Raw genomic sequence first — 20,261 nt, 5'->3', positions numbered from 1 at the left:
AGTGGGCAATGTCGAAACGTAAGAACTTTGCGCTGACTATGACTAGTTCTGTCAGGTGAAAGGATTTCGTCCTTCCGATGTGGAATAATTCGCAAGTAAGGAGGGGGTTCAGCATGGCTGACATCGAAATTATTGACAATGGGATTTTAATTGCAACACTGCATGGGGAATTGGACAATCATGAGGCAAATCGAATCCGGTCCCACATCTCTTCATCTATTTACAGCGGACAAGTTCGGGCAATTATTTGGAATTTGTCGGGGCTTGGATTCATGGATAGCGCAGGAATCGGGCTGATTCTTGGAAGGATGCGTGATTTAGCGCCTTTGGAAGGGGAAACGCTTATTTTGAATCCGTCCACGACAATGGAGAAGATATTCACTTTTTCCGGTCTTGGACCAAATATAAGGCATTGCACGGTCGATATTGCGATCGGGGAAATAGGAGGGGTTTTACATGAACAATGAAATGACGTTATCATTCGTCGCAATTGAGGAAAACGAAGCACTGGCAAGGATGGCAATGACCTGTTTCATAACGCCGCTTGACCCGACTATTGAAGAAATTTCAGAGTTTAAGACAATTGTGTCGGAAGCTGTGACGAATGCGATCATTCATGGCTACGAATGCGATGGGAAAAGTATTGTCACCGTCCATGCTGTAATTGAAGAAAGTAAAGTTACAATGACGGTTCGCGATGAAGGCATGGGTATTTTTGATGTAGAACAGGCGATGGAACCGATGTTTACCACGAGACCATTCATGGAACGATCGGGTATGGGATTTACGATAATGGAAAGTTTCGCCGACAGTGTTTCTGTCGAATCTGTATTAGGAAGTGGAACAGCCGTAAAGTTCGAGAAAACGTTTTCTCCGATCCCGGAAGCAAGCAGAATGAGGTGACCCATGGACGCATCCGTTGAAGTGAAACCCGCATTGTTGACCCAGGAAAAGATGAGGGAACTCATAAAAATTTCACAGGAAGGTGATAAAGAAGCGAGAAGAATGATGGTGGAAGGGAATACACGGCTAGTCTGGTCCATCGTCCAGCGGTTTTCTTCTCGCGGGGCAGATCCCGAGGATTTGTTCCAAATTGGTTGTATTGGTCTTATGAAATCGATCGATAAATTTGATTTATCGTATGAAGTGAAGTTTTCTACCTATGCGGTTCCTATGATTGTCGGAGAAATCCAGCGTTTTCTCAGAGATGATGGAATGGTGAAAGTGAGCCGGTCCATTCGCGAACTAAGTTTCAAAATCCGCCATGCAACCGACGATTATATTAAATTGCATGGTAAATCGCCATCGATATCAGAGGTCGCTGCAGTCCTAGAAGTCACCGTTGATGATATTGTCCTGGCGTCTGACGCTTTACGTGACCCTGCATCACTTCATGAACAGTTATATGAAAGTGAAGGGGATAGCTTAACGCTGATGGATCAATTGCGAGATGATAGATCCGAAAGAGTGTTCGACCATATTCCGCTTCGTGATGTAATTTCCAAACTGAATAAAAGGGATCAAACAATTATTTATATGCGTTACTATTTGGACTGTACGCAAAGTGATATTGCTGAACGGATTGGCATATCACAGGTACAAGTGTCGCGGCTTGAAAAGAAAATATTAGCCCAATTGAAATCCTGGATGGGCGTTGACGCGGAAGAGATTATGCTAAAAGTGAGGACGGATTAAACCAATGGAAAAGCTATTCCAATCGATGAATGAAGGGGAAGAGTGGTTCTATACCCGTTTCGGTAAGGACAAAACTTTCGATGCTACTGTCAGGTCATTGCATCTTTGGGATATGCCTGCCCTGTTGCTTTATATTAACGGACTTATTGACAGTGATTCTATTACAACTTTATTAACGGAAATGCAAGGGAGAAATGAAAGTGCGGAAGAGCTAAGTGATGGGGGGGAAAGGTTCCTCTCCTTTTTCCCGTATCATGCTGTTTCAAATGTAAAAGACGCCGACGAATTACTTACCGCAATATTAAGCGGACAAGCGGCATTCATCACGCCTGAGGGCTACGTGTTTACAATTGATATCCGCAATTACCCGGGAAGACAACCTGAAGAACCAGATAATGAAAAAGTCGTCAGGGGTTCAAGGGATGGATTTACGGAAAACCTTATCACAAATAGTGCACTTGTAAGAAGACGGCTTCGCACAGAAGATTTACGATTCGAAATGCATAAGGTATCGATGAATGGAAAAACAGATGTAGCGATTACCTATATGCAAGGGGCAGCTAGTGAGGAGCATCTTTCTTATATTCGAGAGAGATTGGATAGCATCCACCACGATGGTCTGACAATGACGGATAAATCGCTAGAAGAATTTTTGTTTAAACAGCGTTTTCATCCAATGCCGTTCGTTCGATTCACAGAGCGTCCTGATATATGTGCAGCACATTTGCTGGAAGGGCATGTCGCCATCATCGTCGATACATCCCCCTCGGTAATCTTAGTACCGGCTCCGTTATTTCATCACCTTCAACATGCAGAAGAATTTCGACAGGCCCCGCTCAGTGGAACAATCATTAGATTGATGCGTCTATTTGCAGCAGTCATGAGTCTTGTTCTTTTACCTTTTTGGTACCTACTCGCGACACATCAGCACTATTTACCGGACTTTCTCAGTTATATCGGGCCAAATGATATCGGAGAAATACCGTTACTCATTCAGCTTCTGATTGCAGATGGCGGAATAGAAGTGCTGCGTATGGCGGCTATTCATACGCCAACCCCAATGTCGACCGCTATGGGACTCGTTGCAGCCATCGTCATTGGGCAAGTAGCAATCGACGTAGGGCTTTTCACCCCGGAAGTCGTCTTGTATGTAGCGGTAAGCGCTATTTTCACCTTCTCTATTCCTTCGTATGAATTAAGCCTTACGACGAAGATTTTCAGGGTTTGCATTCTGTTATCAACAGCCCTTTTAGGAGCACCAGGTTTTTTCTTGTCAGTAGCAGTGCTTTTCTACTATTTATGTGCTTTAAAGCCAATGGGAGTACCCTATCTATGGCCTGCTGTCCCGTTTTTTCCAAAAGCTATGCTGCGTGTTATTATCAGGTTTCCGATGACTGCCGATGAACCTCGGCCGTTCATAACGGACTCGCCTAACCGTGACCGTACTTCCTAGATCATTGCCTCTACCCTTCCTAATATGATAAAGTTTTAGTTATCTGATTCGGGAGGGGAAGGCAAATGCATTTATATGGAACACAATCAGTCAACGACAAGGGGCATTTGACAATTGGCGGCGTTGATACGGTTAATCTTGCACATACTTATGGAACCCCGCTTATCGTTTATGATATTGCCTTGTTTCGTGAACGGGCGGACGCCTTTAAGAAAACATTCGAAAATGTTGGGATTCGTGCACAAGTCGCTTATGCGAGTAAAGCATTCTCGTCCATTGCTATTTACGAAGTTGCAGAACAACAAGGTCTTTCTCTTGATGTCGTTTCTGGAGGGGAATTGTTTACAGCCGTCTCTGCGGGTTTCCCGCGACATCGCATTCATTTTCACGGCAACAATAAAAGCTTCACCGAATTACAATATGCTTTCGATGAAAAAATAGGCTGTATCGTTATCGATAATTTTTCCGAAATCGCATTGGTGAAGGAAATCGCAGAATCTCGAAAAGAATCCATGAATGTGCTTATCCGGGTGACACCGGGAGTGGAAGCATCAACACATGATTACATCACGACAGGTCAGGAAGACTCGAAGTTCGGATTCGATTTGAAAAATGGCCAGACGGATGAAGCCTTTCTTCAATTGTATGATCATCCTTATATCAAATTACTAGGCATGCATTGTCATATTGGTTCCCAAATATTCGAAACAGATGCATTCCGTTTAGCGGCAGAAGCACTTATGTCCAGAATGATATCTTGGCGCGAGGACTATGGGTTTATTTGCCCCGTTCTGAACTTGGGCGGAGGGTTTGGCATTCGTTATACGGAGGAAGACAAACCACTGGATCCATCTGCTTATATTGAAGAGATGGCGACAGTTGTTCTGTCGATGACCCGCAAACATAATTATCCGGTTCCAGAAATTTGGATTGAGCCAGGCAGGTCGCTCGTTGGAGATGCAGGGACGACGCTATATACTGCAGGAAGTTCAAAAAAAGTACCGGGTGTTCGTACATATATTGCGGTTGATGGTGGAATGTCGGATAATATTCGCCCGGCGTTATACGGTGCGAAATATACGGCAGTTTCAGCAAACCGTATGGACGAGCCTCACGACAACGTGGTTACAATAGCCGGGAAATGTTGTGAGTCGGGGGATAAGCTAATTGAAGAGGCTTATCTTGCACATCCAACTGAAGGCGATATCATTGCTGTTTTCTGTACCGGTGCTTACGGCTATTCAATGGCCAGCAATTACAACCGACTTCCGAAACCAGCAGTTGTGTTCTGTGAAAATGGAGAACATCAGCTTGTCGTCCGTAGAGAGTCCTACGAAGACGTTGTGAGACTTGATATCCCATTGCAACTTGTGAGACGGGAGGAGAGGATTTGAGAAAGCGTAACATCCTCCTGTTTATCTTTATAGTAGTTGCAGCTATTATGTGGGGAGCGGTATACTGGAAGTTCATCATGCCAATCATCGATCCAAGATAATGGCACTGTCATACTTAGAAAATGTGTTAGCCCTACTATTATGGTGGACAAAGGATTTTCAGAAAAGAAGGGATTCAATTGATACTTTTACGTTATAAGAAAACCTATGAAAAAATTGCGATGGGCCTGCTTTCATACATGCCCGGCGACAAAACTGTGAAGAAATTGCAGGAAACAATTTACCAATACGAAACAGATGATAGTTGGCAGTTATATCTTGTGAAAAAGGATGAGGATTTCATCGGTCTGATTGGCATTGAATTAGGCGAAGACGTCTATACATTACAGCATCTTTCCGTCAATCCATCCTTCCGCGGGGAAGGGATTGGCAAGGAAATGGTGATGAAATTGCAAGCACTCTTCCCTGATAAAATATGCATCGGAACCGAAGAAACCGATTTATTCATACAGAAGTGTAAGCCCAAAGAAGAAGGTTCAGACTAATTAACGTCTGCCTTTGGGTAGTGGTAGCAAGGGTTGGCGGGGGCATGGTAACATTATGGTAACATTTTTAGTATTTTAGCTGTTTCGAAATCATTTTCCATTGATTCAATAGCTTCGGCTTCGGTTGATGGGTATAGGTGGCTATACACATTTAAAGTGGTCGAAGGATTACTATGCCCTAATCGTTTCGAAACTATAGATATGAGATAACCTTTATTGATTAAATAGGATGCGTGTGAATGACGGAAGTCGTGTAGACGGATTCTCTTGACGCCCGAAAGTTTAATGTATTTTTCGTAATGCCTAGCAAGAGTTGTATTTGAGATGTTGTCATGAATTTCTCCAAAGACTACATGGGAGAGGTTCATTGGTGCAGCATCTCTTTTCAATAGTAGTAATAATCTCATCACGTGTGAAGGCATCATGAGTTTCCTTGTAGATGCATCAGTTTTAGGTGTTGTCACTTTTTTATGCAATACACTTTTATCGACATTAATTGTATTAGTATCGAAATCGATGTCGGCCCACGTCAACGCCAGTATTTCTCCTCGTCTCAACCCACTATAATATAACGTCATGAATAAAGTTCGATAAAATAGATCGTCTACATGACTGATAAAACTTTTAAACTCATCTAATATCCAATAATCAATATGTTTTGGGGCATCCATTCCTGATACTCCTGCAACTCTTGCTGGATTTTCTTTTACATAATCCATCCTTATCGCGAAATTGAAGACTGATGATAACATTGCGTGTATTTTCTTTACATGATTTGGTGAGTATTTCTTTATTAGCTCTGTTTGGTACTCCATAACATGTGATGCCCGTATGCTTTCAATCTTCATTTTTCCGAACTTGGGGACTATGTGAAGTGAAAGGATGCTTTTTAGTTTATTTGCAGATGACTCTTTACGTCGCGCTGTGTACCATTCGAGGTATTCGTTAGCGATTACACCCAATGTTAGACTATCAACTGTAGCGACCGTTGTGAGGGTCTCTGCTTCCGCTATTTGCGCTTCTTTCTTTGTCTTGAAACCTCTACGCTTCACTTGCTTCATCTTCCCGTCTAGCTGTTTTACCCGAGTTACGAAATACCATGTTCCTCGTTCTTTGTCTTTGTATACGGCCATGCATTTCCCTTCCTTTCTGATAAAAAAGCCACGCCCTTGTTACGCTATCTTCAATCACCTCCTTAATGTAGGCACGTACGTTTGGTTAAATAGCAAAAAAATTATACCCTTCGAATATATAGGGGGTCGAATCCGATTCGATATCCATTGTGGTGAATTGAAATGCCGTGACGAGAAGAGTAATGATCTACAGATTTTTTTAAATATGATGCGGTGATTTCGAGATGAGTACATACCTCTTCCAACGATTTATAACCCATTTCGAAGCACTCAATCAATTTATCTAGGGAAACTATTTTTTCGTACCCCCATCTTCTGGCGACCAACTCCAATTTTCGCTCTCTCACATTCTTCAGATTTGTAATATCTCCATAAGTTGTCTCGTGGTGTCCGATTTCCTCAGCTAATATACAGTGTTTTTCATACCTACCTCTATGTTTGTCTATGAGAATCATGTTATCTGTATAAAGTCCCGCAAGTCCCTTCGGAATATCCTTAACCTCTAAGATAAACAATTGGGGATACTCCGAAACAAGTGACTCGTATCTCATGATATCGCCTCATTCTCGTTGTGATTTGATGAACTCGATGTATTTTCTTACCTCTTCCATTTCCTCTTCTGTTAAATCCTCATCTATATGCGCGGCAATTGTTTCCGTTTGTTTCCCTCTACTAGAAGACGCGAACGATGGATCAATATCCGACTTTTCAACATTAAATGCACTTGCTAGTTTTTCGACATTCCCTGGATTTATTAAAGTTTTTAACCTTAAGTAATCTGATAATGTGCTTTTTGATATCCCTGAAATCTCACTAAGTTTTATTTGGTTTTTAATATCGTTTAATTTCATAAGTGCTTTTATATTGTTCGCAATTTCTTTTTTTAATGGCAAGTCTCTATCAATCACTGAACTTTCCTCCCCGTTTTCCGAACTATCTAAAACTATCATAATACATCTCTTCATTATATGCAATATAAATTCCGTTTATTCTCGGAGGAAATATGACAAATCCGGTTATATTCGTTTGACATTCCGAATAATCTCGGATAATATGAAGTTAATCAACCGGAAGGGAGTGAGATTGTGGTAATGAAAATGACCCTACGCGCTGCCAGAGTAAATGCAGGAATGACTCTAGTGGCCTCGTCAAAACAGTTAAGTGTAAACAAAGATACCTTGTCGAAGTACGAGAGAGATTCATCTAATATACCAAGATCGTTGTTGGTGAAAATCGAAAACTTATACAACGTTAACGCGAATGATATTTTTTTCGGCAACGAATCCGAGTTTTTTCGGATTAAGAGAAAGGTAACGGAAAAAGTGTAGTTGGGGGAGGGAGTTGTATATGCACCACATTCTATACGTCACAAGACGCGAAAACAGGTTACGACAAAAGGATATGGCCGAGTTGCTTCACATTAATCCAATCACATACCAATTAAAAGAAAGCGGCAAGGCAGCATTCACTTTACCGGAGGCTTTCACGATATCGGAAAGGTTAGGGATGACCATAGAAGAGTTGTTCGATAAAGGACAAGTCCAATGACAGACTGGGGACTCTTCTGGCTCTACGTAGCATTCGTCACGGCACTATCAATCACTGGTTATGTGTGGACGGCAATCGAACGATTCCAGGCTAATAAAAAACGGAAGGTGGAAATGAAATGAAAAATCTTAGCGAATTATCCGGCACTGAACTAGTGACTGTTATGAACAAAGTTATGGCAGAAGTTAAATCTCGATTGGATGAGGGGACTGTTACGAAATATGTTGCTCGGGAGATTCCTTCCAAAGATGTTGGAGCTGAAAAGGTTGAACATGAAGGTAAGTTGCTTCGTAAGGTTGAACGAAAGCAGATGAAAGGTGACTATGTACGCTTTCAAAATCTTGGTGGTCCTGTGCATACGAAAAGTAATGTTTTCTACGAAATTCTAAACGAAGTAAGTTATTTAGATGGTAGAAAAGGATCGATGCGTGTTGATTTTTGGGCAGGTGAATATGTAGTAGAAATCTTCGAAGTAGTAGGCACTATGGATGAAGTCAAAAAGCAACTCGGCATCGTTAGTCCATCTGAATATTATTTTAAACAGAAATCCCCCAACCAACAACGCGCCGAACTGATTCAGCGGGCTAGGGAGTTTGCGGAGGGGTTGAAGAATAAGGATCTTGACGGTTACATCATTGAAAGTAAGAAGGGCGACCAATTATTGTGCGATGCCAAATTCGCTCATGATTTAGCGAAACTTACCACGACTTGTACTTTGATAGGGGTGGGGACTGGATACACCAGAAAGAAAGCTGTTGCATGCTGTCATCCGAACGAAGTATTCAACGAGCCTTTAGGTGAAGTCGTATCTCTATGTAAAGCATTGAAGATTGATATTCCACAGGAGTTTATGGAAGCTGTTCAGCCGGATGATTGGGCTGCAGGTCAAATTGTAACTTTCCCAAAAGGCGACAGACATCATATGAAAATGAATTACCAAATTGATTCTGTTCTCGATACAGAAAACAACCTAACTAAATTATTTGAAGATGGAAAAGCGCACGCAGATTTAACGGATAGTGAAATTCGTATGCTACCAATCATCGACGATACAAACGCAATTTACGATTTTGAAAGTGTAGGTGAATGATATGAAGAACTTTGACCGTGATTTTAAACGAGTAGGTCGTATGGTGTGGATTGCGTTTGCTTTCAACATTTTGATTGTAGTTCTTACATTAGGTGGACTGGGTTGGCTTGTGTATGTGTTACTAAAACACTTCGGGATTGTGGGGTGAATGATATGGAACATCCGTCAATCGTCCACACGATGAGTACAGGATATCCCGAACCGGAGCCGATACAATTCTATAAATGCAACTGTTGTGGAGTAGGAATATACGAAGGTGAAGAATACGTAGAACATGCCGGCAATGCTTTTTGCGATATGGCTTGCTTGTCTAGCATTCTATTATCGGAAGGTAATGCAGAAAGGAGAGTAGCGGGGGAATGATTGCTTATTGTTGCCGCAGATGTGAAGTCGTTGTTTACGCAGGAGATCCACTATTCGAAGATTTACTATGCGAAGAGTGCCACGAAAATGAAGAGGAGGAAGAAGAATGAAAGCTAGATTAAATATTTTAGGTAGAAAATTTGAGGTAGTTTCAATCAGATATTACCAAGACAAGGTTGAAGAGGTACAAGTGCTTGTTGGTCATAACGAATATAAAACATTTTACAACGAAAAATCTGCATCCTTCCAAAAGATTGAAACATTGGTAAACATGGAAGAAGCGCTAGAATTCCCCGAAATCGAAGAAAGAATTGTGGATGAACGGAACAAACTGATTGAGCATCTTGAAGAATTCCAATCAGATGAAAATGAATATCTTACTCATCTTGCTATTAATGCAATGGAAACTGATGAACTACCATTCGAGGAATTGTCATTGATAGAAAAGCAAAAGGAATACAAGTTAAGGCAGCAACGCGTTATGGGAGTCATCGATACTGTGGAAGAGGTCAAAGCGTTCACGGAGGGATTTTATGCAAAAGTCGATGATGCAGCAGTTGAAGCGGAAGAATATCATCAATCAATTGAATAAATTATCCATCCACACAAACGATTGAGGGGAGCTGAAAAAATGGAAGTAAGAGATTTGATTATCGAATTGCTCGAATTCAATCCATCTGCAGAAGTTGAATTGTATATAAACTCAGAAGAAGAAAGTAACGATTTTGATTTTAAATTTGAAGAGTATCAGCGTGTTGGCCGTAATTATTTATCAGTTGAAGTCGATTTAGATAAATATGTAATGGTTGATAAACGCGACTATGAAGATATGAAACAGAAAATAGAAACATTAGAAGAAGATTTAGGGGAAGCGAATCAGAAGTTAGATGAGTTTAGAAATGAATAAAAACGCCCGCTACCAACGGACGCTCGACAGCACACACTCATAGTTTATCACAATTTATTAAAAATATAACACGGGAGGACACATAATGGCTACTCTATATGATTTAACTGGCTCATATGCTCAGATTCAACAAATGATTGAAGAGGGCGCAGATGACCTTAGCGGAATCTTAGAAACTGTGGAAGGCGCTATCGAAGAAAAACTTGAAGGCTATGCAATGGTAATCCGTAACATTGAATCGGATGTAGAAGGCTTGAAAGGCGAAGAAAAACGTTTAGCTGATCGTCGCAAGACAATGGAAAACGGAATCAAGCGAATGAAAGAAAACATGCAATTCGCAATGTCTTCCACAGGTAATCAAAAGATTAAAGGTGAGAAATTCACATTCACCGTGCAGAAGAATCCACCTGCATTAAAAGTTTTGGACGAGTCATTGATTCCAAATAGGTATTTCACCGAAAGTAAACCTGTTTTAGATAAAAAATCTGTGTTGGAATATTTGAAAGAACACGGAAACATGCCAGGCGCACAAATACAACAAGGCGAATCGTTAAGAATTCGATAAAAGGGGGAAGTCATATTGAAAATCAAACAAATCACAAGTCAAAGCAGACGTGACTTTTCAGCAATTTATGAATGTGAAGGGTGCGGGCATGAACAGAAAGGCAGCGGCTACGATGACCGCAACTTCCATGACAACGTAATCCCTACTATACAATGTGGAAAATGTGACTTATCGCGCAATCAGTTGGGAATCATCGGTGAAGAAGTTCAAACAAAATATCCGTCTTGGATGACGGTATAAAAGGGGAAATTAAAATGGGAAAAGTACAACTTAATCAAAAGGAACAACATTACGCAGATACACACGAAGAAGCAAAAGAAATCGTCGTTGCTGCAGAAGAGAAATCAAATTTCGTAATGCAGAAAATCACGGAAAAGCATAATAAATATGGTCAATATTTCTTGGTTGATTTGACATACAACTACAATACTCCGAAAGATGTCATGGAAAACGGTACATCGAAAAAGGATGAAGCGCCAGAAGGTCAACTGTCAATTGAAGAAGTTCATGAAGGTATTCCATATTCAGTTGAAACAAACGGTAATGTTTCGGTAGCTGCTACCAAAGACGACGATCAATCCGAAGGTGCGCCATTTTAATAGAAAGGTGTGGAGGACATGCAGTTAATAAATGGTGCCGATGTAAAACGAAGCGCGAAGGCTAAAATTATCACATATTCAAAGCCTGGCGATGGCAAAACGACAGTTGCGGGGTTGCTACCAGGCAAGACGTTAGTATTCGACATTGATGGGACAAGCCAAGTATTAGAAGGTTATGCGAATGTCGATATCGCTAAGATTGACTCAAACAACCCACATGATAGCATTATCCAATTTTACGGATTTGCAAAAGCTAATATCGCAAACTATGACAATATTTTCATAGACAATTTAACACATTATCAAAAATTATGGTTGCTAAAAAAAGCAGAAACGACTAAAAGCGGAATGCCTGAATTGAAGGATTACGGCATACTTTACAACCATTTATTGAAACTGGTCGAGATATTCAATTCACTAGATGCAAATGTAGTTTACACAACGTGGGAAACCACACGGAGCATCATTCATGACGATGGACAACAGTACAATCAGTTCTTGCCTGATATTCCAGACAAGATTGTGAATCACATCATGGGCATTGTGCATGTTGTGGGTCGATTGGTAAGAAAAGTAGATGGCGAACGTGGTTTTATTCTTGAAGGTAATCAAAGTATTTTCGCAAAGAATCATTTGGATAAGCGAAAAGGTTGTAAACAGGAAGATTTAATCTTGCCTTCCACAGTTAAAGAAGAGGTTAGATTGTTCAAGCGTGATGCGTATTATTTCCACCCCGAAAGTGATTCGTTCTTAGAATTCAAAGTAGGTCAAGAAGTCCCTGTGGGTGGAGATTTCGCACTTTGCAACCCTATTACTAAGGAAGAATATGAAAAAGGTATTGAAGAAGAAAAACAAAACACACAAAAGGGAGACGATGAATAATGAGTTTTTTCAAAATGGATGAAGTCAAAGAAGTAAAAGGGTTCAGCATGATTGCGAAAGGTGAATACGAAGTAACGATTATCAACGCTGTTGGTGAGATGGCTAAAACAAGTGGTAAACCTAAACTACAAGTAGATTTTGAGATTCGTTCAGATGTGCCACAAGAACACCAAGGGGCGAAGGTGCTTTATAACACATTCACATTCGATCATCCGACTGCTGCTGGTATCGCCAAATCATTATTCCTAGCATGCGGGTTACCACCAAATTATTCGCCTGCCACAGTTGAGCAGATGGCTAATGATGTAGCAGGAAAAACGATAGTAATCTATGTCACTCATAAAAAGCAAGATGATGGTAGCGTTTATGCGAAATCATCGAGTTATAAACCTTCAGTAGCAAGCGCTCCATTGCAATCAGGACCACCAATTGTTGTGGGTGATGATGATTTACCATTTTAATTCCAATTAAATAGAGGGGTTCATTTCGGTGGACCTTTCTTTTTTTTACCCAAAAACAGTGAATGAGGTGGAATAAATGTCAGTTCGAGAACATGACGAACAAATTACTACTGAATTACAGCAACTAAGAAAATCGATTGAAAAAGTGAAGGTAAGTCGTGAAGTTGCTGACTTCGTAAAAGCTTATGAAAATAACGTAGCTAGTTGCAACGGTTGGGAAGATGACTTTATTTATCAACATTCTCAATCTTGGATTGAGGGTTTTGAAAAGTCGAAGGAAGAATCTTTATGCATGAAAAATATCAGCCCTTTTGAATTGTCCTGTATTTTGGTTAAGGGTTACGAAGTCGAGCAAACACCGGAAGAAAATCTACTGGATTATTACAATGCTCCCGAGGCAAATGTTATACGTTACGAAGAAAAGACACGGATAGTCGAAATCACACTCGAAATATTAGGCATAAAAATCAAAGGAGTGAATGAGTGATGAATGCCCTTGAAGTCTTACAAGATTATAAAGATAAAGGTGAGCGCGTAGATGAAGTTTTGTTTCAAATTGTGACAAAAGAAATTGTGAATTTACGTGAAGCGCTCGAAGAAGTGAGAGCTTGCGTTGACTCACTCTATGATAACGACTCACCAAGAAGGCTACACCCAGAACTAGTAAAATACGCAGGGTTTATAAGCGTCATGGATAGAGTCACATTCGAAGCATTGAAATAAGGGGTGGTACGACCATGAAAGAAAGTTATGACTTTAATAGCATTCCGTCAGAATTAAAGGCTTTACCACAATGGATCCTTTGGCGAAATGAAAAACGCGATGGCAAGCCGACCAAGGTTCCATATCAAGTCGATGGGGAAATGGCCCAAGCAAATAATCGTCGCACTTGGAGCACATTCGCAACGGCGGTCAAGTTTTATTTAGAGGGTGACTACAGCGGTATAGGCTTCGTATTCAGCCGACAAGACAACTACATTGGTGTCGACATAGATAAGTGTGTTGTTGACGGCAAACCGAATACATTTGCTACTGAAATCATCGACACATTGGATAGTTACACGGAATTTTCTCCAAGTGGAAAAGGGCTGCACATCATTATCAAAGGTGGCCTTCCACAGAATGTGCTGGGAACCGGTCGGAAAAACACGCAGCATGGATTAGAAATTTATTCATATGGAAGGTACTTCACCTTTACTGGTAATCGTGAGAATTCAAACGACGTTTATGATCGAACGGATGAGCTCGCTGAAGTATTCGAAAAATATTTCGATGATAGCGACATCGAGGGACGCGTGAATCTAGCAGATTTCGAAAGTGATGAAATTAAAATATCGAATGAATCGCTATGGGAAAGAATGTTCCGCGGTAAAAGTGGCGATGAAATACGCAGTTTATATAACGGGAATTTAATCAACAATGACCATTCATCGAGTGACTTGTCGTTATGTAATCATCTAGCTTTTTGGACAGGGAAATCATCAACTCGAATGGATGCAATGTTCCGTGAGACTGGTCTACTACGTGACAAATGGGACGTCATTCATTTCCGTGATACCAATGAAACATACGGTGAACGAACGATTGCAGAAGCTATTACATCTACCACATCCACGATATTGGACGACAGGCAACAGTACGATGAATTCTCTTTCGACTTCCACAATGATGAGGTTGTGGAGGACAAGCCGCAAAAGAAATTCCGATTGACCGAATTAGGAAATGCCGAAAGAATCGCATACGAATACGGCCATACCATCAAATACGTAGGTGATACAGGTTGGCTTATATGGGATGGAAAACGTTGGCGTTACGACACTAAGAAGGAAATTGAACGTATTACAAATAAGGTGCTTCGCGGATTGTACAAATCAGATGATGAAATGGAAATCAAGTGGGCCCGTATGTGTGAACGTCGAAATATCCGTATGAATAGCATCAAAGATTTGATGCCACTAGTACCAGGTGAACGTGAAGACTTCGACCGACACAAATATTTGTTCAACATGGAAAACGGAATTTTGGATTTGAAAACAGGTAAATTACAGCCGCATGATCGTGAACTAAATTTAACAAAAATCACAAATGTTGAGTTTGACCCAAAAGCAGAATGTCCTACATGGATGTTATTTTTAAATCAAATATTCAAAGGCGATATTGATCTGATTGAATACATGCAGCGTTTGGTCGGATATTCACTTACTGGGGATATCAGTGAACAAGGAATGTATTTCTTGGTTGGTGGTGGATCCAATGGTAAATCAACATTCGTGAACACTATAAAAAAAATAATGGGTGACTACGGATTACAAACGAATTCAGACACATTTATCAAAAAGAAAAGCGATGGAGCGAATAACGATATTGCTAGGTTAGCGAGTTCCCGATTCGTTTCTGCAGTGGAGTCGGAAGAGGGCGAGAAATTACAGGAATCACTTGTCAAAACAATAACAGGTGGCGAGCCGATTTTGGCCCGATTCCTTCGACAAGAATTCTTCGAGTTTCTACCTGAGTTCAAAGTTTTCTTCACGACGAATCACAAGCCGATCATTGGTGGTGTGGACGATGGTATCTGGCGAAGGGTAAAAATCATCCCATTCACTCTGAATTTGAAACCGCACGAACGTGATAAAAAACTAGAAGAAAAATTGACGCTAGAAATGCCTGGTATCTTGAATTGGGTGCTCGAAGGCTGCTTGAAGTGGCAGAAGTCGGGGTTGAAAGAACCTCGTGTTGTGGCAGAAGCGACAGGCAACTACAAAGAGGATATGGATATTCTAGCGCCGTTTCTCAGTGAAACTTGTTATGTAATCGAACCGAAAAACGAATCAATAAGAATCGAAGCAAAAGAACTTTTCAACATTTACGACAGATGGTGTTTTGGGTCCGGTGAACGAGCTTTAGGGAATCGTTCGTTTTACAGAATGTTGGAAACGAAGGGTTTTGGAAAAGTGAAAGGCACTGGAAATAAGACGTTTTTGACAGGAATTACCTTAAAAGACCGCGCTCCAGTTAATAAAGCAGTTGTCGAAAACGCTAAAACAGGTGGTTTTAAGCTCGATTGATAACCTTTTCACCCGTTCGTTAACTTTCGGTAATTCTATGAAAGTCAGCAGTACCAAGGCTTTAATATACTATATATTCTTTTTAGTTATTTTAGTTATCAATAAAAACAATAAGTAGAAATAACAAACAGTAATAATTAGTCCCTTTGGAGCCCTAATGGACTTTCCCGACAACTAAAGTAACCCAAACGTCGGAAAGCCTTGTGGCTGTAAGGGTGAACAGGGTTATTATTCGGTAACTTTCAGTAATTCGTGTTGTATTAAATAATTTTTAGTAACGCGAGGTGATGAAATGCAAGTATTAAAAGTTTTATCAGCTATTTGGAAATGTGGCGCTGAAATGTATCGGGATGAATCAGACGGACGGCTTGCATTGAAAAATGCAAATTTAATTCCTGCAGAAATATTGCAAGCTGCTGAACCGATTTTTGGTGAAATTGAAAAATGGTTCGGATCATGGGAAAAAGCTTCTTCGATTGATTTAACGATGCAAAAGGGGCTCCACCTATTTTGCGGTTGGCAAACGAATGAAAAAATGAACGATTGGTTATGTGCTGATTATGATTCGTTGATGATATTGCACGATTGGACTGTTGTTCTAGCGAAAAATGGCTGGATTGATATTTATACAGACTATCGTGAATACGAAAATGACGAATCAAATGCTATGAAAATTAAATTCTATGAGCATGCCGTTTTATATGCTAGTCAAAATAAGTAGTTTACGAGCGTTTACGGGTGTTTTAGGTTGAAGGTGAGTATTTGTCTGTGAAACGACTTAGAAACGATTCTAGGGCATGTCTAGGCGTGTCAGAATGGGAGGTAATCAGAATGAGAGAGTTAAAGTTTCGTGTTTGGACAGGTGAAGAAATGATATTCAATGAAACAGGTCTGGTAGGTGGTAATGGATTTCTAGAATTCATTGTTTTTCATACAGGTTATCAAGATTCGGATGAATGGAAAACTTATAAATTCATGCAATACACAGGCTTAAAAGATAAAAATGGACGTGAGATTTACGAGGGCGACATATTAGATTACAAATGGAAAGTGTCCACTAGAGACTTGTTGATTGTGGAATGGTCGGAAAGAGATGCGTGTTTCTTAATGGGTGGGGTTAGAACTGACTACGCGATTGCGTACGGTGAAGTCATCGGGAATATTCACGAAAACCCAGAATTGCTAGGTGATACCAAATGATTCGCTATCACTATACAGAAACTGAATTGAACAAGATTTTAAAGTCAATGACGATTGTCGTCGATACTCGTGAAAACGTAAATGGTCATATCCTTGAGTATTTGCGAAGTAAAGAAGTGCCATTAAAAATACAAACTCTTAAAACTGGCGACTACTCAGCAATGATTCCTGCTAATCCAGAGTTAGGTATTCCAAGAGATTTGTATTTGAATAGTTGCCTAGAAAGAAAGGCTCATATTGATGAAATTACAGGTAACTTGCAAAAGGATACACGTACAGCATTTGAAAACGAATTGATCCGTGCAAGCCAAAATCCATTTGTCTTGATTGTGGAGGACAAAGACGGATATGAAGCTATTCTAAAAGGTAAATACCGTTCCAAATATGAGCCGAAAGCGTTACTCGGGACACTCAAAACGTTCGAAGCACGTTACAACTTTTCCATCGTTTTCTTGGACAAGTTATACAGCGGAAATTACATCTATCACCATTTCTATTACCAAATGCGAGAACACTTGAAACGAGGTGCTTTCTAAATGATTACTCAACCTTATTTCCAAACAATCATAAATTGCACATCTGCAAAAGAACGTGATGATCGTATTGCTGATTTGGAGTTGCGGGGATTTAAAGTCCATCAACTTCATGAAAACGTAGATGAAATTCGTCAAAATCAAACAGGAACATCTAAAGCGAAATTTCCAGGTAGAAAACAATATGATGGCGGACTTACTCGTGCTGTGTATAGTGCGGTACTCCGAAAACCCAATGTTAGAACGAGTGAATAATAGGCCAATATGGTTGTTGATTCGTTGGGAGAATGGTTTTCCTGTTTATGTGTACGACGTATTTTTCGGCAAGGAATTGAGACGGATGAAAAAGGCAGGATGGAAGGTTGTCCCGAAATAATCGGTGTTGCTGAGTAGACACATACGGCGAACTAAGGAGGGGTATTATGCGAGATACAAAACCTAATGATTATACTTTTGAGATAGTGGCTTATTCATTATTAGCACTGGCATTGTTAGGATTAGGTGCAATTGGTTATCTAGTATTTAGTTGGATATTTTAACGTCGCAGTACGACCAAATGAGGTAGTAGTCCGAATCAGACCAAAATACGGTCCACAATTCGGACCATAATCTATGAAACTTTGAAAAGGAGAATTACAAAATGACTCAAATATCACTAACAGAATCACTCCTGTTTATCGTTGCTGTGGGATTAATAGCGGGGCTGTCGTATTGGCTCGGATTGAAAAATGGAGAGGTTACAAGGTTGTCGTTTTCAATAGAATTGCCGAAACAGCAACCAGATGTAGTAACTAGGAAAATCAAACACCAAGACATTCTAATGACAGACGACGGTCCGATAATCGTAATGCGTCCGTCTTCAGTCGTGCCTTATAAAGGGGAAATGATCACTGTGGATGAGCTGTATGCCCGAGGAAAGATTGAAGGGGTTTATCCGGTTGAAACGTTTATCAATTTTGAGGATGGTGATTCCAATGCCTAACTCATATGAAATACCAACATGCCCATCAACCCTTATGTGCGCTGATTGTAAGGGGGTTGGAACGCTCGGGGGAAGTATGTATCTAACTGAGTCTTGCGCGGTCTGTAATGGTACTGGGATGGTTCAGAGGGAGGTTGATGGGGATGAATGAAACTAATGCGGAACGGTTGGAACGGTTTAAAAGCAACTGGCAGGGAGGTAGCCCCAATCTACAGCCTGCCGATGTTGATTGGTTTATCGAACAAGCTGAAAGGGCGCAAGAATTGGAAAAAGAATTGTATAAAACAAAGGCGCTCCCTATGTTGATGGAACTAGAAAAGAGGAAATATGAAAACAATCGATTGCGTGAAGCATTGGAGTTTTATGCGAAAGAAGAAAACTATAACGTGAATACTACTAATCAATGGGAGCCACTTATTCTGATTAATCAAGATCATGGAGAAAAAGCCCGTCAAGCCCTAGAAGGTAAACGCGATGGCTAAACTCATCGACGGTGAACTCCGTACAAAGGAATCCATCGTCAGTCAATGGTCCGCTTATGTTAATAGCCAAGCTAGAAAAGTTAGGGCTCGTGCGTACACCCTTGGATTTGAACATTGTGACGTTGTATCTGAGGGCAATATTGGGCTGTTGAAAGCCTATGACAGATATGAAGAAGGTCACGAAGTACTGTTCTCAGCATTAGCATCTAAATATATTCCTGGTACTATCTACAACGCACTAAGAGGTCCCGAAATTGGTTTGAATTATTCAAGGAGCATCAAAGAATTAGGCTATGCAATCCGTCGTGAAGAACTAGGAAAAGAAAACCCGCAAATAATCGCGGAGAAACTCGGAGCGTTAGAGAAAAACGTAAAGTATGCCCTCGAATTCTTAACGCACCGTTTCCCTGGTAGATTGGAATCTCCTTTAGGTTCAGATAGTGAGAATTTAACGCTAGGAGATTCGCTGACGGGGTTACAGGACGGTACGAACCTATTTGTTAAAGACTTCATTGCTTCGCTGTCAGATTGGGAAGTGAGCGTTTTGGAGCTCATATCAGCTGGATACGGTCAAACAGAATCAGCTAGGTTGTTAGATTCCACTCAAAACAGAGTCGCTCGTAGTTTAGTAAAAATGCGGGGTAAATACGAAGCCTATTCAAACGGTGTGGAATATATCGAACCGCGAAGAGGATCAAAAAAGAAAGTGGTGATTTAATGGTTAATCATATAAATAAAAACTCTATTCTTACACAAGTTCTTGATAAATTAATTACGCAAACGAATAAAGGTGTCGAAAAATACGGCGAGACTGTTAATCCAGACAGCTATGAAACTATTGAATGGATTGACCATGCTATTGAAGAATCGATTGATCACATTGTCTATTTAACGGTATTAAAACACAAGACTGTGGAGGGGAAGAAATGAATGATTTAATTAAAAATATTGAACAATGGGCAACAGAACGGAATTTGCACACAGCAGAACCGAATAAACAAATGCTTAAACTTGGTGAAGAGTTTGGGGAGCTGTGCGCAGGTATGGCAAGGAGTGACACAGCTGAAACGTTGGACGCTTTGGGTGATATGTTCGTTGTCATGACGATTCTAGCGATGCAGTTAGGCTATCCGATTACGGAGTGCGTGGAAGCTGCTTACGAGGAAATCAAAAATCGTAAAGGGAAAATGGTAAACGGTGTGTTCATCAAAGCTGCTGATCTACCATGACTGTGGAAGACCGCAACGAAATCATTGAATGGCTGCTCATGTGGTCCATATGGAATCGTGAAGCGCTAGGGGAATTGAGTAATCGCAGGTTGCTTGAAGAGTATGACAAGTATCTGAAAATGAGGTGATGACATC

General features: G+C 40.6%; 34 protein-coding genes and 1 pseudogene. 32 read left to right on the top strand and 3 right to left on the bottom strand.

Annotated features, from left to right (window positions below):
• The first annotated feature begins 113 nt into the window (after positions 1 to 113).
• The 6 genes from MKZ11_RS20120 to MKZ11_RS20095 all read left to right on the top strand — a co-directional run bounded on the left by MKZ11_RS20120 (position 114) and on the right by MKZ11_RS20095 (position 5,087).
• Entirely contained in the window at positions 114 to 467 is a 354-nt protein-coding gene (locus MKZ11_RS20120) for an anti-sigma factor antagonist (protein WP_340796135.1), read from the top strand.
• Positions 457 to 903 (top strand): anti-sigma F factor, encoded by a 447-nt coding sequence (gene spoIIAB, locus MKZ11_RS20115; protein WP_340796134.1) that lies wholly within the window; start codon positions 457 to 459, stop codon positions 901 to 903. The genes MKZ11_RS20120 and spoIIAB overlap by 11 nt, the downstream gene beginning before the upstream one ends.
• A gap of 3 nt (positions 904 to 906) precedes the next feature.
• Entirely contained in the window at positions 907 to 1,695 is a 789-nt protein-coding gene (locus MKZ11_RS20110; protein WP_340796133.1) for a SigF/SigG family RNA polymerase sporulation sigma factor, read from the top strand.
• Positions 1,696 to 1,699: 4 nt separating this feature from the next.
• Positions 1,700 to 3,148 (top strand): spore germination protein, encoded by a 1,449-nt coding sequence (locus MKZ11_RS20105; RefSeq protein ID WP_340796132.1) that lies wholly within the window; start codon positions 1,700 to 1,702, stop codon positions 3,146 to 3,148.
• Positions 3,149 to 3,213: 65 nt separating this feature from the next.
• Complete coding sequence (gene lysA, locus MKZ11_RS20100; protein WP_340796131.1) at positions 3,214 to 4,542, top strand: diaminopimelate decarboxylase; 1,329 nt, start codon at positions 3,214 to 3,216, stop codon at positions 4,540 to 4,542.
• Between the two features lie 179 nt (positions 4,543 to 4,721).
• Positions 4,722 to 5,087: a GNAT family N-acetyltransferase gene (locus tag MKZ11_RS20095; protein ID WP_445327009.1), complete on the top strand. Its 366-nt coding sequence runs from the start codon at positions 4,722 to 4,724 to the stop codon at positions 5,085 to 5,087.
• 53 nt (positions 5,088 to 5,140) lie between these two features.
• On the opposite strand, the gene MKZ11_RS20090 is transcribed toward MKZ11_RS20095, so the two are convergent.
• The 3 genes from MKZ11_RS20090 to MKZ11_RS20080 all read right to left on the bottom strand — a co-directional run bounded on the left by MKZ11_RS20090 (position 5,141) and on the right by MKZ11_RS20080 (position 7,128).
• Positions 5,141 to 6,220, bottom strand: coding sequence for a site-specific integrase (locus MKZ11_RS20090; RefSeq protein WP_340796130.1), 1,080 nt, complete (start codon positions 6,218 to 6,220; stop codon positions 5,141 to 5,143).
• 101 nt (positions 6,221 to 6,321) lie between these two features.
• Positions 6,322 to 6,771, bottom strand: coding sequence for an ImmA/IrrE family metallo-endopeptidase (locus tag MKZ11_RS20085; protein WP_340796129.1), 450 nt, complete (start codon positions 6,769 to 6,771; stop codon positions 6,322 to 6,324).
• Positions 6,772 to 6,780: 9 nt separating this feature from the next.
• Positions 6,781 to 7,128, bottom strand: coding sequence for a helix-turn-helix domain-containing protein (locus MKZ11_RS20080; protein WP_340796128.1), 348 nt, complete (start codon positions 7,126 to 7,128; stop codon positions 6,781 to 6,783).
• Between the two features lie 183 nt (positions 7,129 to 7,311).
• Here MKZ11_RS20080 and MKZ11_RS20075 point away from each other — a divergent pair, with 183 nt between their 5' ends.
• The 26 genes and pseudogenes from MKZ11_RS20075 (at position 7,312) to MKZ11_RS19950 (ending at position 20,254) form a co-directional block, all read left to right on the top strand.
• Positions 7,312 to 7,548, top strand: a complete 237-nt coding sequence (locus MKZ11_RS20075) for a helix-turn-helix domain-containing protein (RefSeq protein WP_340796127.1) — start codon at positions 7,312 to 7,314, stop codon at positions 7,546 to 7,548.
• Between the two features lie 19 nt (positions 7,549 to 7,567).
• On the top strand, positions 7,568 to 7,768 hold the full coding sequence (locus MKZ11_RS20070) for a helix-turn-helix transcriptional regulator (protein ID WP_340796126.1): 201 nt from the start codon (positions 7,568 to 7,570) through the stop codon (positions 7,766 to 7,768).
• On the top strand, positions 7,765 to 7,890 hold the full coding sequence (locus tag MKZ11_RS20065) for a hypothetical protein (RefSeq protein WP_340796125.1): 126 nt from the start codon (positions 7,765 to 7,767) through the stop codon (positions 7,888 to 7,890). The genes MKZ11_RS20070 and MKZ11_RS20065 overlap by 4 nt, the downstream gene beginning before the upstream one ends.
• Positions 7,887 to 8,858 carry a hypothetical protein gene (locus tag MKZ11_RS20060; RefSeq protein WP_340796124.1) on the top strand — a complete coding sequence of 324 codons (972 nt, stop codon included), beginning with the start codon at positions 7,887 to 7,889 and terminating at the stop codon, positions 8,856 to 8,858. The genes MKZ11_RS20065 and MKZ11_RS20060 overlap by 4 nt, the downstream gene beginning before the upstream one ends.
• Before the next feature lies 1 nt (position 8,859).
• Positions 8,860 to 9,006: a hypothetical protein gene (locus MKZ11_RS20055; protein ID WP_340796123.1), complete on the top strand. Its 147-nt coding sequence runs from the start codon at positions 8,860 to 8,862 to the stop codon at positions 9,004 to 9,006.
• A gap of 5 nt (positions 9,007 to 9,011) precedes the next feature.
• Entirely contained in the window at positions 9,012 to 9,221 is a 210-nt protein-coding gene (locus tag MKZ11_RS20050; protein WP_340796122.1) for a hypothetical protein, read from the top strand.
• 106 nt (positions 9,222 to 9,327) lie between these two features.
• Positions 9,328 to 9,813, top strand: coding sequence for a hypothetical protein (locus MKZ11_RS20045; protein WP_340796121.1), 486 nt, complete (start codon positions 9,328 to 9,330; stop codon positions 9,811 to 9,813).
• Positions 9,814 to 9,852: 39 nt separating this feature from the next.
• On the top strand, positions 9,853 to 10,128 hold the full coding sequence (locus tag MKZ11_RS20040) for a hypothetical protein (RefSeq protein ID WP_340796120.1): 276 nt from the start codon (positions 9,853 to 9,855) through the stop codon (positions 10,126 to 10,128).
• Between the two features lie 85 nt (positions 10,129 to 10,213).
• On the top strand, positions 10,214 to 10,693 hold the full coding sequence (locus MKZ11_RS20035) for a siphovirus Gp157 family protein (RefSeq protein ID WP_340796119.1): 480 nt from the start codon (positions 10,214 to 10,216) through the stop codon (positions 10,691 to 10,693).
• Between the two features lie 15 nt (positions 10,694 to 10,708).
• A complete protein-coding gene (locus MKZ11_RS20030) occupies positions 10,709 to 10,933 on the top strand; it encodes a hypothetical protein (RefSeq protein ID WP_340796118.1) in 225 nt (74 codons plus the stop codon).
• 14 nt (positions 10,934 to 10,947) lie between these two features.
• Positions 10,948 to 11,292, top strand: coding sequence for an organic solvent tolerance protein OstA (locus MKZ11_RS20025; RefSeq protein ID WP_340796117.1), 345 nt, complete (start codon positions 10,948 to 10,950; stop codon positions 11,290 to 11,292).
• An 18-nt stretch (positions 11,293 to 11,310) separates the two neighbouring features.
• Positions 11,311 to 11,976: pseudogene (locus tag MKZ11_RS20020) on the top strand (AAA family ATPase); the annotation flags it as partial.
• A gap of 197 nt (positions 11,977 to 12,173) precedes the next feature.
• Positions 12,174 to 12,635: a DUF669 domain-containing protein gene (locus tag MKZ11_RS20015; RefSeq protein ID WP_340796116.1), complete on the top strand. Its 462-nt coding sequence runs from the start codon at positions 12,174 to 12,176 to the stop codon at positions 12,633 to 12,635.
• Positions 12,636 to 12,711: 76 nt separating this feature from the next.
• Entirely contained in the window at positions 12,712 to 13,122 is a 411-nt protein-coding gene (locus MKZ11_RS20010; protein WP_340796115.1) for a hypothetical protein, read from the top strand.
• Positions 13,122 to 13,358: a hypothetical protein gene (locus MKZ11_RS20005; protein ID WP_340796114.1), complete on the top strand. Its 237-nt coding sequence runs from the start codon at positions 13,122 to 13,124 to the stop codon at positions 13,356 to 13,358. The genes MKZ11_RS20010 and MKZ11_RS20005 overlap by 1 nt, the downstream gene beginning before the upstream one ends.
• Positions 13,359 to 13,372: 14 nt before the next feature.
• Entirely contained in the window at positions 13,373 to 15,700 is a 2,328-nt protein-coding gene (locus MKZ11_RS20000) for a phage/plasmid primase, P4 family (protein ID WP_340796113.1), read from the top strand.
• A 292-nt stretch (positions 15,701 to 15,992) separates the two neighbouring features.
• Positions 15,993 to 16,421 (top strand): hypothetical protein, encoded by a 429-nt coding sequence (locus MKZ11_RS19995; protein ID WP_340796112.1) that lies wholly within the window; start codon positions 15,993 to 15,995, stop codon positions 16,419 to 16,421.
• A gap of 110 nt (positions 16,422 to 16,531) precedes the next feature.
• Positions 16,532 to 16,900: a YopX family protein gene (locus MKZ11_RS19990; protein WP_340796111.1), complete on the top strand. Its 369-nt coding sequence runs from the start codon at positions 16,532 to 16,534 to the stop codon at positions 16,898 to 16,900.
• Positions 16,897 to 17,436, top strand: a complete 540-nt coding sequence (locus MKZ11_RS19985; RefSeq protein ID WP_340796110.1) for an ERCC4 domain-containing protein — start codon at positions 16,897 to 16,899, stop codon at positions 17,434 to 17,436. Before MKZ11_RS19990 ends, MKZ11_RS19985 begins: the two co-directional genes overlap by 4 nt.
• Complete coding sequence (locus MKZ11_RS19980) at positions 17,437 to 17,688, top strand: hypothetical protein (protein WP_340796109.1); 252 nt, start codon at positions 17,437 to 17,439, stop codon at positions 17,686 to 17,688.
• Positions 17,689 to 18,073: 385 nt separating this feature from the next.
• Complete coding sequence (locus tag MKZ11_RS19975; RefSeq protein WP_340796108.1) at positions 18,074 to 18,415, top strand: hypothetical protein; 342 nt, start codon at positions 18,074 to 18,076, stop codon at positions 18,413 to 18,415.
• Between the two features lie 143 nt (positions 18,416 to 18,558).
• Positions 18,559 to 18,897 carry a hypothetical protein gene (locus tag MKZ11_RS19970; RefSeq protein WP_340796107.1) on the top strand — a complete coding sequence of 113 codons (339 nt, stop codon included), beginning with the start codon at positions 18,559 to 18,561 and terminating at the stop codon, positions 18,895 to 18,897.
• Positions 18,890 to 19,615 carry a sigma-70 family RNA polymerase sigma factor gene (locus tag MKZ11_RS19965; RefSeq protein WP_340796106.1) on the top strand — a complete coding sequence of 242 codons (726 nt, stop codon included), beginning with the start codon at positions 18,890 to 18,892 and terminating at the stop codon, positions 19,613 to 19,615. Before MKZ11_RS19970 ends, MKZ11_RS19965 begins: the two co-directional genes overlap by 8 nt.
• On the top strand, positions 19,615 to 19,827 hold the full coding sequence (locus MKZ11_RS19960; protein WP_340796105.1) for a hypothetical protein: 213 nt from the start codon (positions 19,615 to 19,617) through the stop codon (positions 19,825 to 19,827). The genes MKZ11_RS19965 and MKZ11_RS19960 overlap by 1 nt, the downstream gene beginning before the upstream one ends.
• Positions 19,824 to 20,126: a MazG-like family protein gene (locus MKZ11_RS19955; RefSeq protein WP_340796104.1), complete on the top strand. Its 303-nt coding sequence runs from the start codon at positions 19,824 to 19,826 to the stop codon at positions 20,124 to 20,126. The genes MKZ11_RS19960 and MKZ11_RS19955 overlap by 4 nt, the downstream gene beginning before the upstream one ends.
• A complete protein-coding gene (locus tag MKZ11_RS19950; RefSeq protein WP_340796103.1) occupies positions 20,123 to 20,254 on the top strand; it encodes a hypothetical protein in 132 nt (43 codons plus the stop codon). Before MKZ11_RS19955 ends, MKZ11_RS19950 begins: the two co-directional genes overlap by 4 nt.
• Positions 20,255 to 20,261 lie beyond the last annotated feature (7 nt).

The organism is Sporosarcina sp. FSL K6-1508, assembly GCF_038007465.1.
Lineage (GTDB): Bacteria > Bacillota > Bacilli > Bacillales_A > Planococcaceae > Sporosarcina > Sporosarcina psychrophila_B.
This window is presented reverse-complemented; position numbering and strand designations above follow the sequence as displayed.

Excerpts from the sequence above, each read along its gene's own strand:
- MKZ11_RS20120 (WP_340796135.1), top strand. The coding sequence starts at position 114 with ATGGCTGACATCGAAATTATTGACAATGGGATTTTAATTGCAACACTG.
- lysA (WP_340796131.1), top strand. The coding sequence starts at position 3,214 with ATGCATTTATATGGAACACAATCAGTCAACGACAAGGGGCATTTGACA.
- MKZ11_RS20000 (WP_340796113.1), top strand. The coding sequence starts at position 13,373 with ATGAAAGAAAGTTATGACTTTAATAGCATTCCGTCAGAATTAAAGGCT.
- MKZ11_RS19975 (WP_340796108.1), top strand. The coding sequence starts at position 18,074 with ATGACTCAAATATCACTAACAGAATCACTCCTGTTTATCGTTGCTGTG.
- MKZ11_RS20055 (WP_340796123.1), top strand. The coding sequence starts at position 8,860 with ATGAAGAACTTTGACCGTGATTTTAAACGAGTAGGTCGTATGGTGTGG.
- MKZ11_RS20085 (WP_340796129.1), bottom strand. The coding sequence starts at position 6,771 with ATGAGATACGAGTCACTTGTTTCGGAGTATCCCCAATTGTTTATCTTA.
- MKZ11_RS20010 (WP_340796115.1), top strand. The coding sequence starts at position 12,712 with ATGTCAGTTCGAGAACATGACGAACAAATTACTACTGAATTACAGCAA.
- MKZ11_RS19970 (WP_340796107.1), top strand. The coding sequence starts at position 18,559 with ATGAATGAAACTAATGCGGAACGGTTGGAACGGTTTAAAAGCAACTGG.
- MKZ11_RS20065 (WP_340796125.1), top strand. The coding sequence starts at position 7,765 with ATGACAGACTGGGGACTCTTCTGGCTCTACGTAGCATTCGTCACGGCA.
- MKZ11_RS20045 (WP_340796121.1), top strand. The coding sequence starts at position 9,328 with ATGAAAGCTAGATTAAATATTTTAGGTAGAAAATTTGAGGTAGTTTCA.
- MKZ11_RS19965 (WP_340796106.1), top strand. The coding sequence starts at position 18,890 with ATGGCTAAACTCATCGACGGTGAACTCCGTACAAAGGAATCCATCGTC.
- MKZ11_RS20060 (WP_340796124.1), top strand. The coding sequence starts at position 7,887 with ATGAAAAATCTTAGCGAATTATCCGGCACTGAACTAGTGACTGTTATG.
- MKZ11_RS20070 (WP_340796126.1), top strand. The coding sequence starts at position 7,568 with ATGCACCACATTCTATACGTCACAAGACGCGAAAACAGGTTACGACAA.
- spoIIAB (WP_340796134.1), top strand. The coding sequence starts at position 457 with ATGAACAATGAAATGACGTTATCATTCGTCGCAATTGAGGAAAACGAA.
- MKZ11_RS19960 (WP_340796105.1), top strand. The coding sequence starts at position 19,615 with ATGGTTAATCATATAAATAAAAACTCTATTCTTACACAAGTTCTTGAT.
- MKZ11_RS19950 (WP_340796103.1), top strand. The coding sequence starts at position 20,123 with ATGACTGTGGAAGACCGCAACGAAATCATTGAATGGCTGCTCATGTGG.
- MKZ11_RS20105 (WP_340796132.1), top strand. The coding sequence starts at position 1,700 with ATGGAAAAGCTATTCCAATCGATGAATGAAGGGGAAGAGTGGTTCTAT.
- MKZ11_RS20075 (WP_340796127.1), top strand. The coding sequence starts at position 7,312 with ATGAAAATGACCCTACGCGCTGCCAGAGTAAATGCAGGAATGACTCTA.
- MKZ11_RS20035 (WP_340796119.1), top strand. The coding sequence starts at position 10,214 with ATGGCTACTCTATATGATTTAACTGGCTCATATGCTCAGATTCAACAA.
- MKZ11_RS19955 (WP_340796104.1), top strand. The coding sequence starts at position 19,824 with ATGAATGATTTAATTAAAAATATTGAACAATGGGCAACAGAACGGAAT.
- MKZ11_RS20110 (WP_340796133.1), top strand. The coding sequence starts at position 907 with ATGGACGCATCCGTTGAAGTGAAACCCGCATTGTTGACCCAGGAAAAG.
- MKZ11_RS20050 (WP_340796122.1), top strand. The coding sequence starts at position 9,012 with ATGGAACATCCGTCAATCGTCCACACGATGAGTACAGGATATCCCGAA.
- MKZ11_RS20090 (WP_340796130.1), bottom strand. The coding sequence starts at position 6,220 with ATGGCCGTATACAAAGACAAAGAACGAGGAACATGGTATTTCGTAACT.
- MKZ11_RS20005 (WP_340796114.1), top strand. The coding sequence starts at position 13,122 with ATGAATGCCCTTGAAGTCTTACAAGATTATAAAGATAAAGGTGAGCGC.
- MKZ11_RS19980 (WP_340796109.1), top strand. The coding sequence starts at position 17,437 with ATGATTACTCAACCTTATTTCCAAACAATCATAAATTGCACATCTGCA.
- MKZ11_RS20025 (WP_340796117.1), top strand. The coding sequence starts at position 10,948 with ATGGGAAAAGTACAACTTAATCAAAAGGAACAACATTACGCAGATACA.
- MKZ11_RS19985 (WP_340796110.1), top strand. The coding sequence starts at position 16,897 with ATGATTCGCTATCACTATACAGAAACTGAATTGAACAAGATTTTAAAG.
- MKZ11_RS20015 (WP_340796116.1), top strand. The coding sequence starts at position 12,174 with ATGAGTTTTTTCAAAATGGATGAAGTCAAAGAAGTAAAAGGGTTCAGC.
- MKZ11_RS19995 (WP_340796112.1), top strand. The coding sequence starts at position 15,993 with ATGCAAGTATTAAAAGTTTTATCAGCTATTTGGAAATGTGGCGCTGAA.
- MKZ11_RS20040 (WP_340796120.1), top strand. The coding sequence starts at position 9,853 with ATGGAAGTAAGAGATTTGATTATCGAATTGCTCGAATTCAATCCATCT.
- MKZ11_RS19990 (WP_340796111.1), top strand. The coding sequence starts at position 16,532 with ATGAGAGAGTTAAAGTTTCGTGTTTGGACAGGTGAAGAAATGATATTC.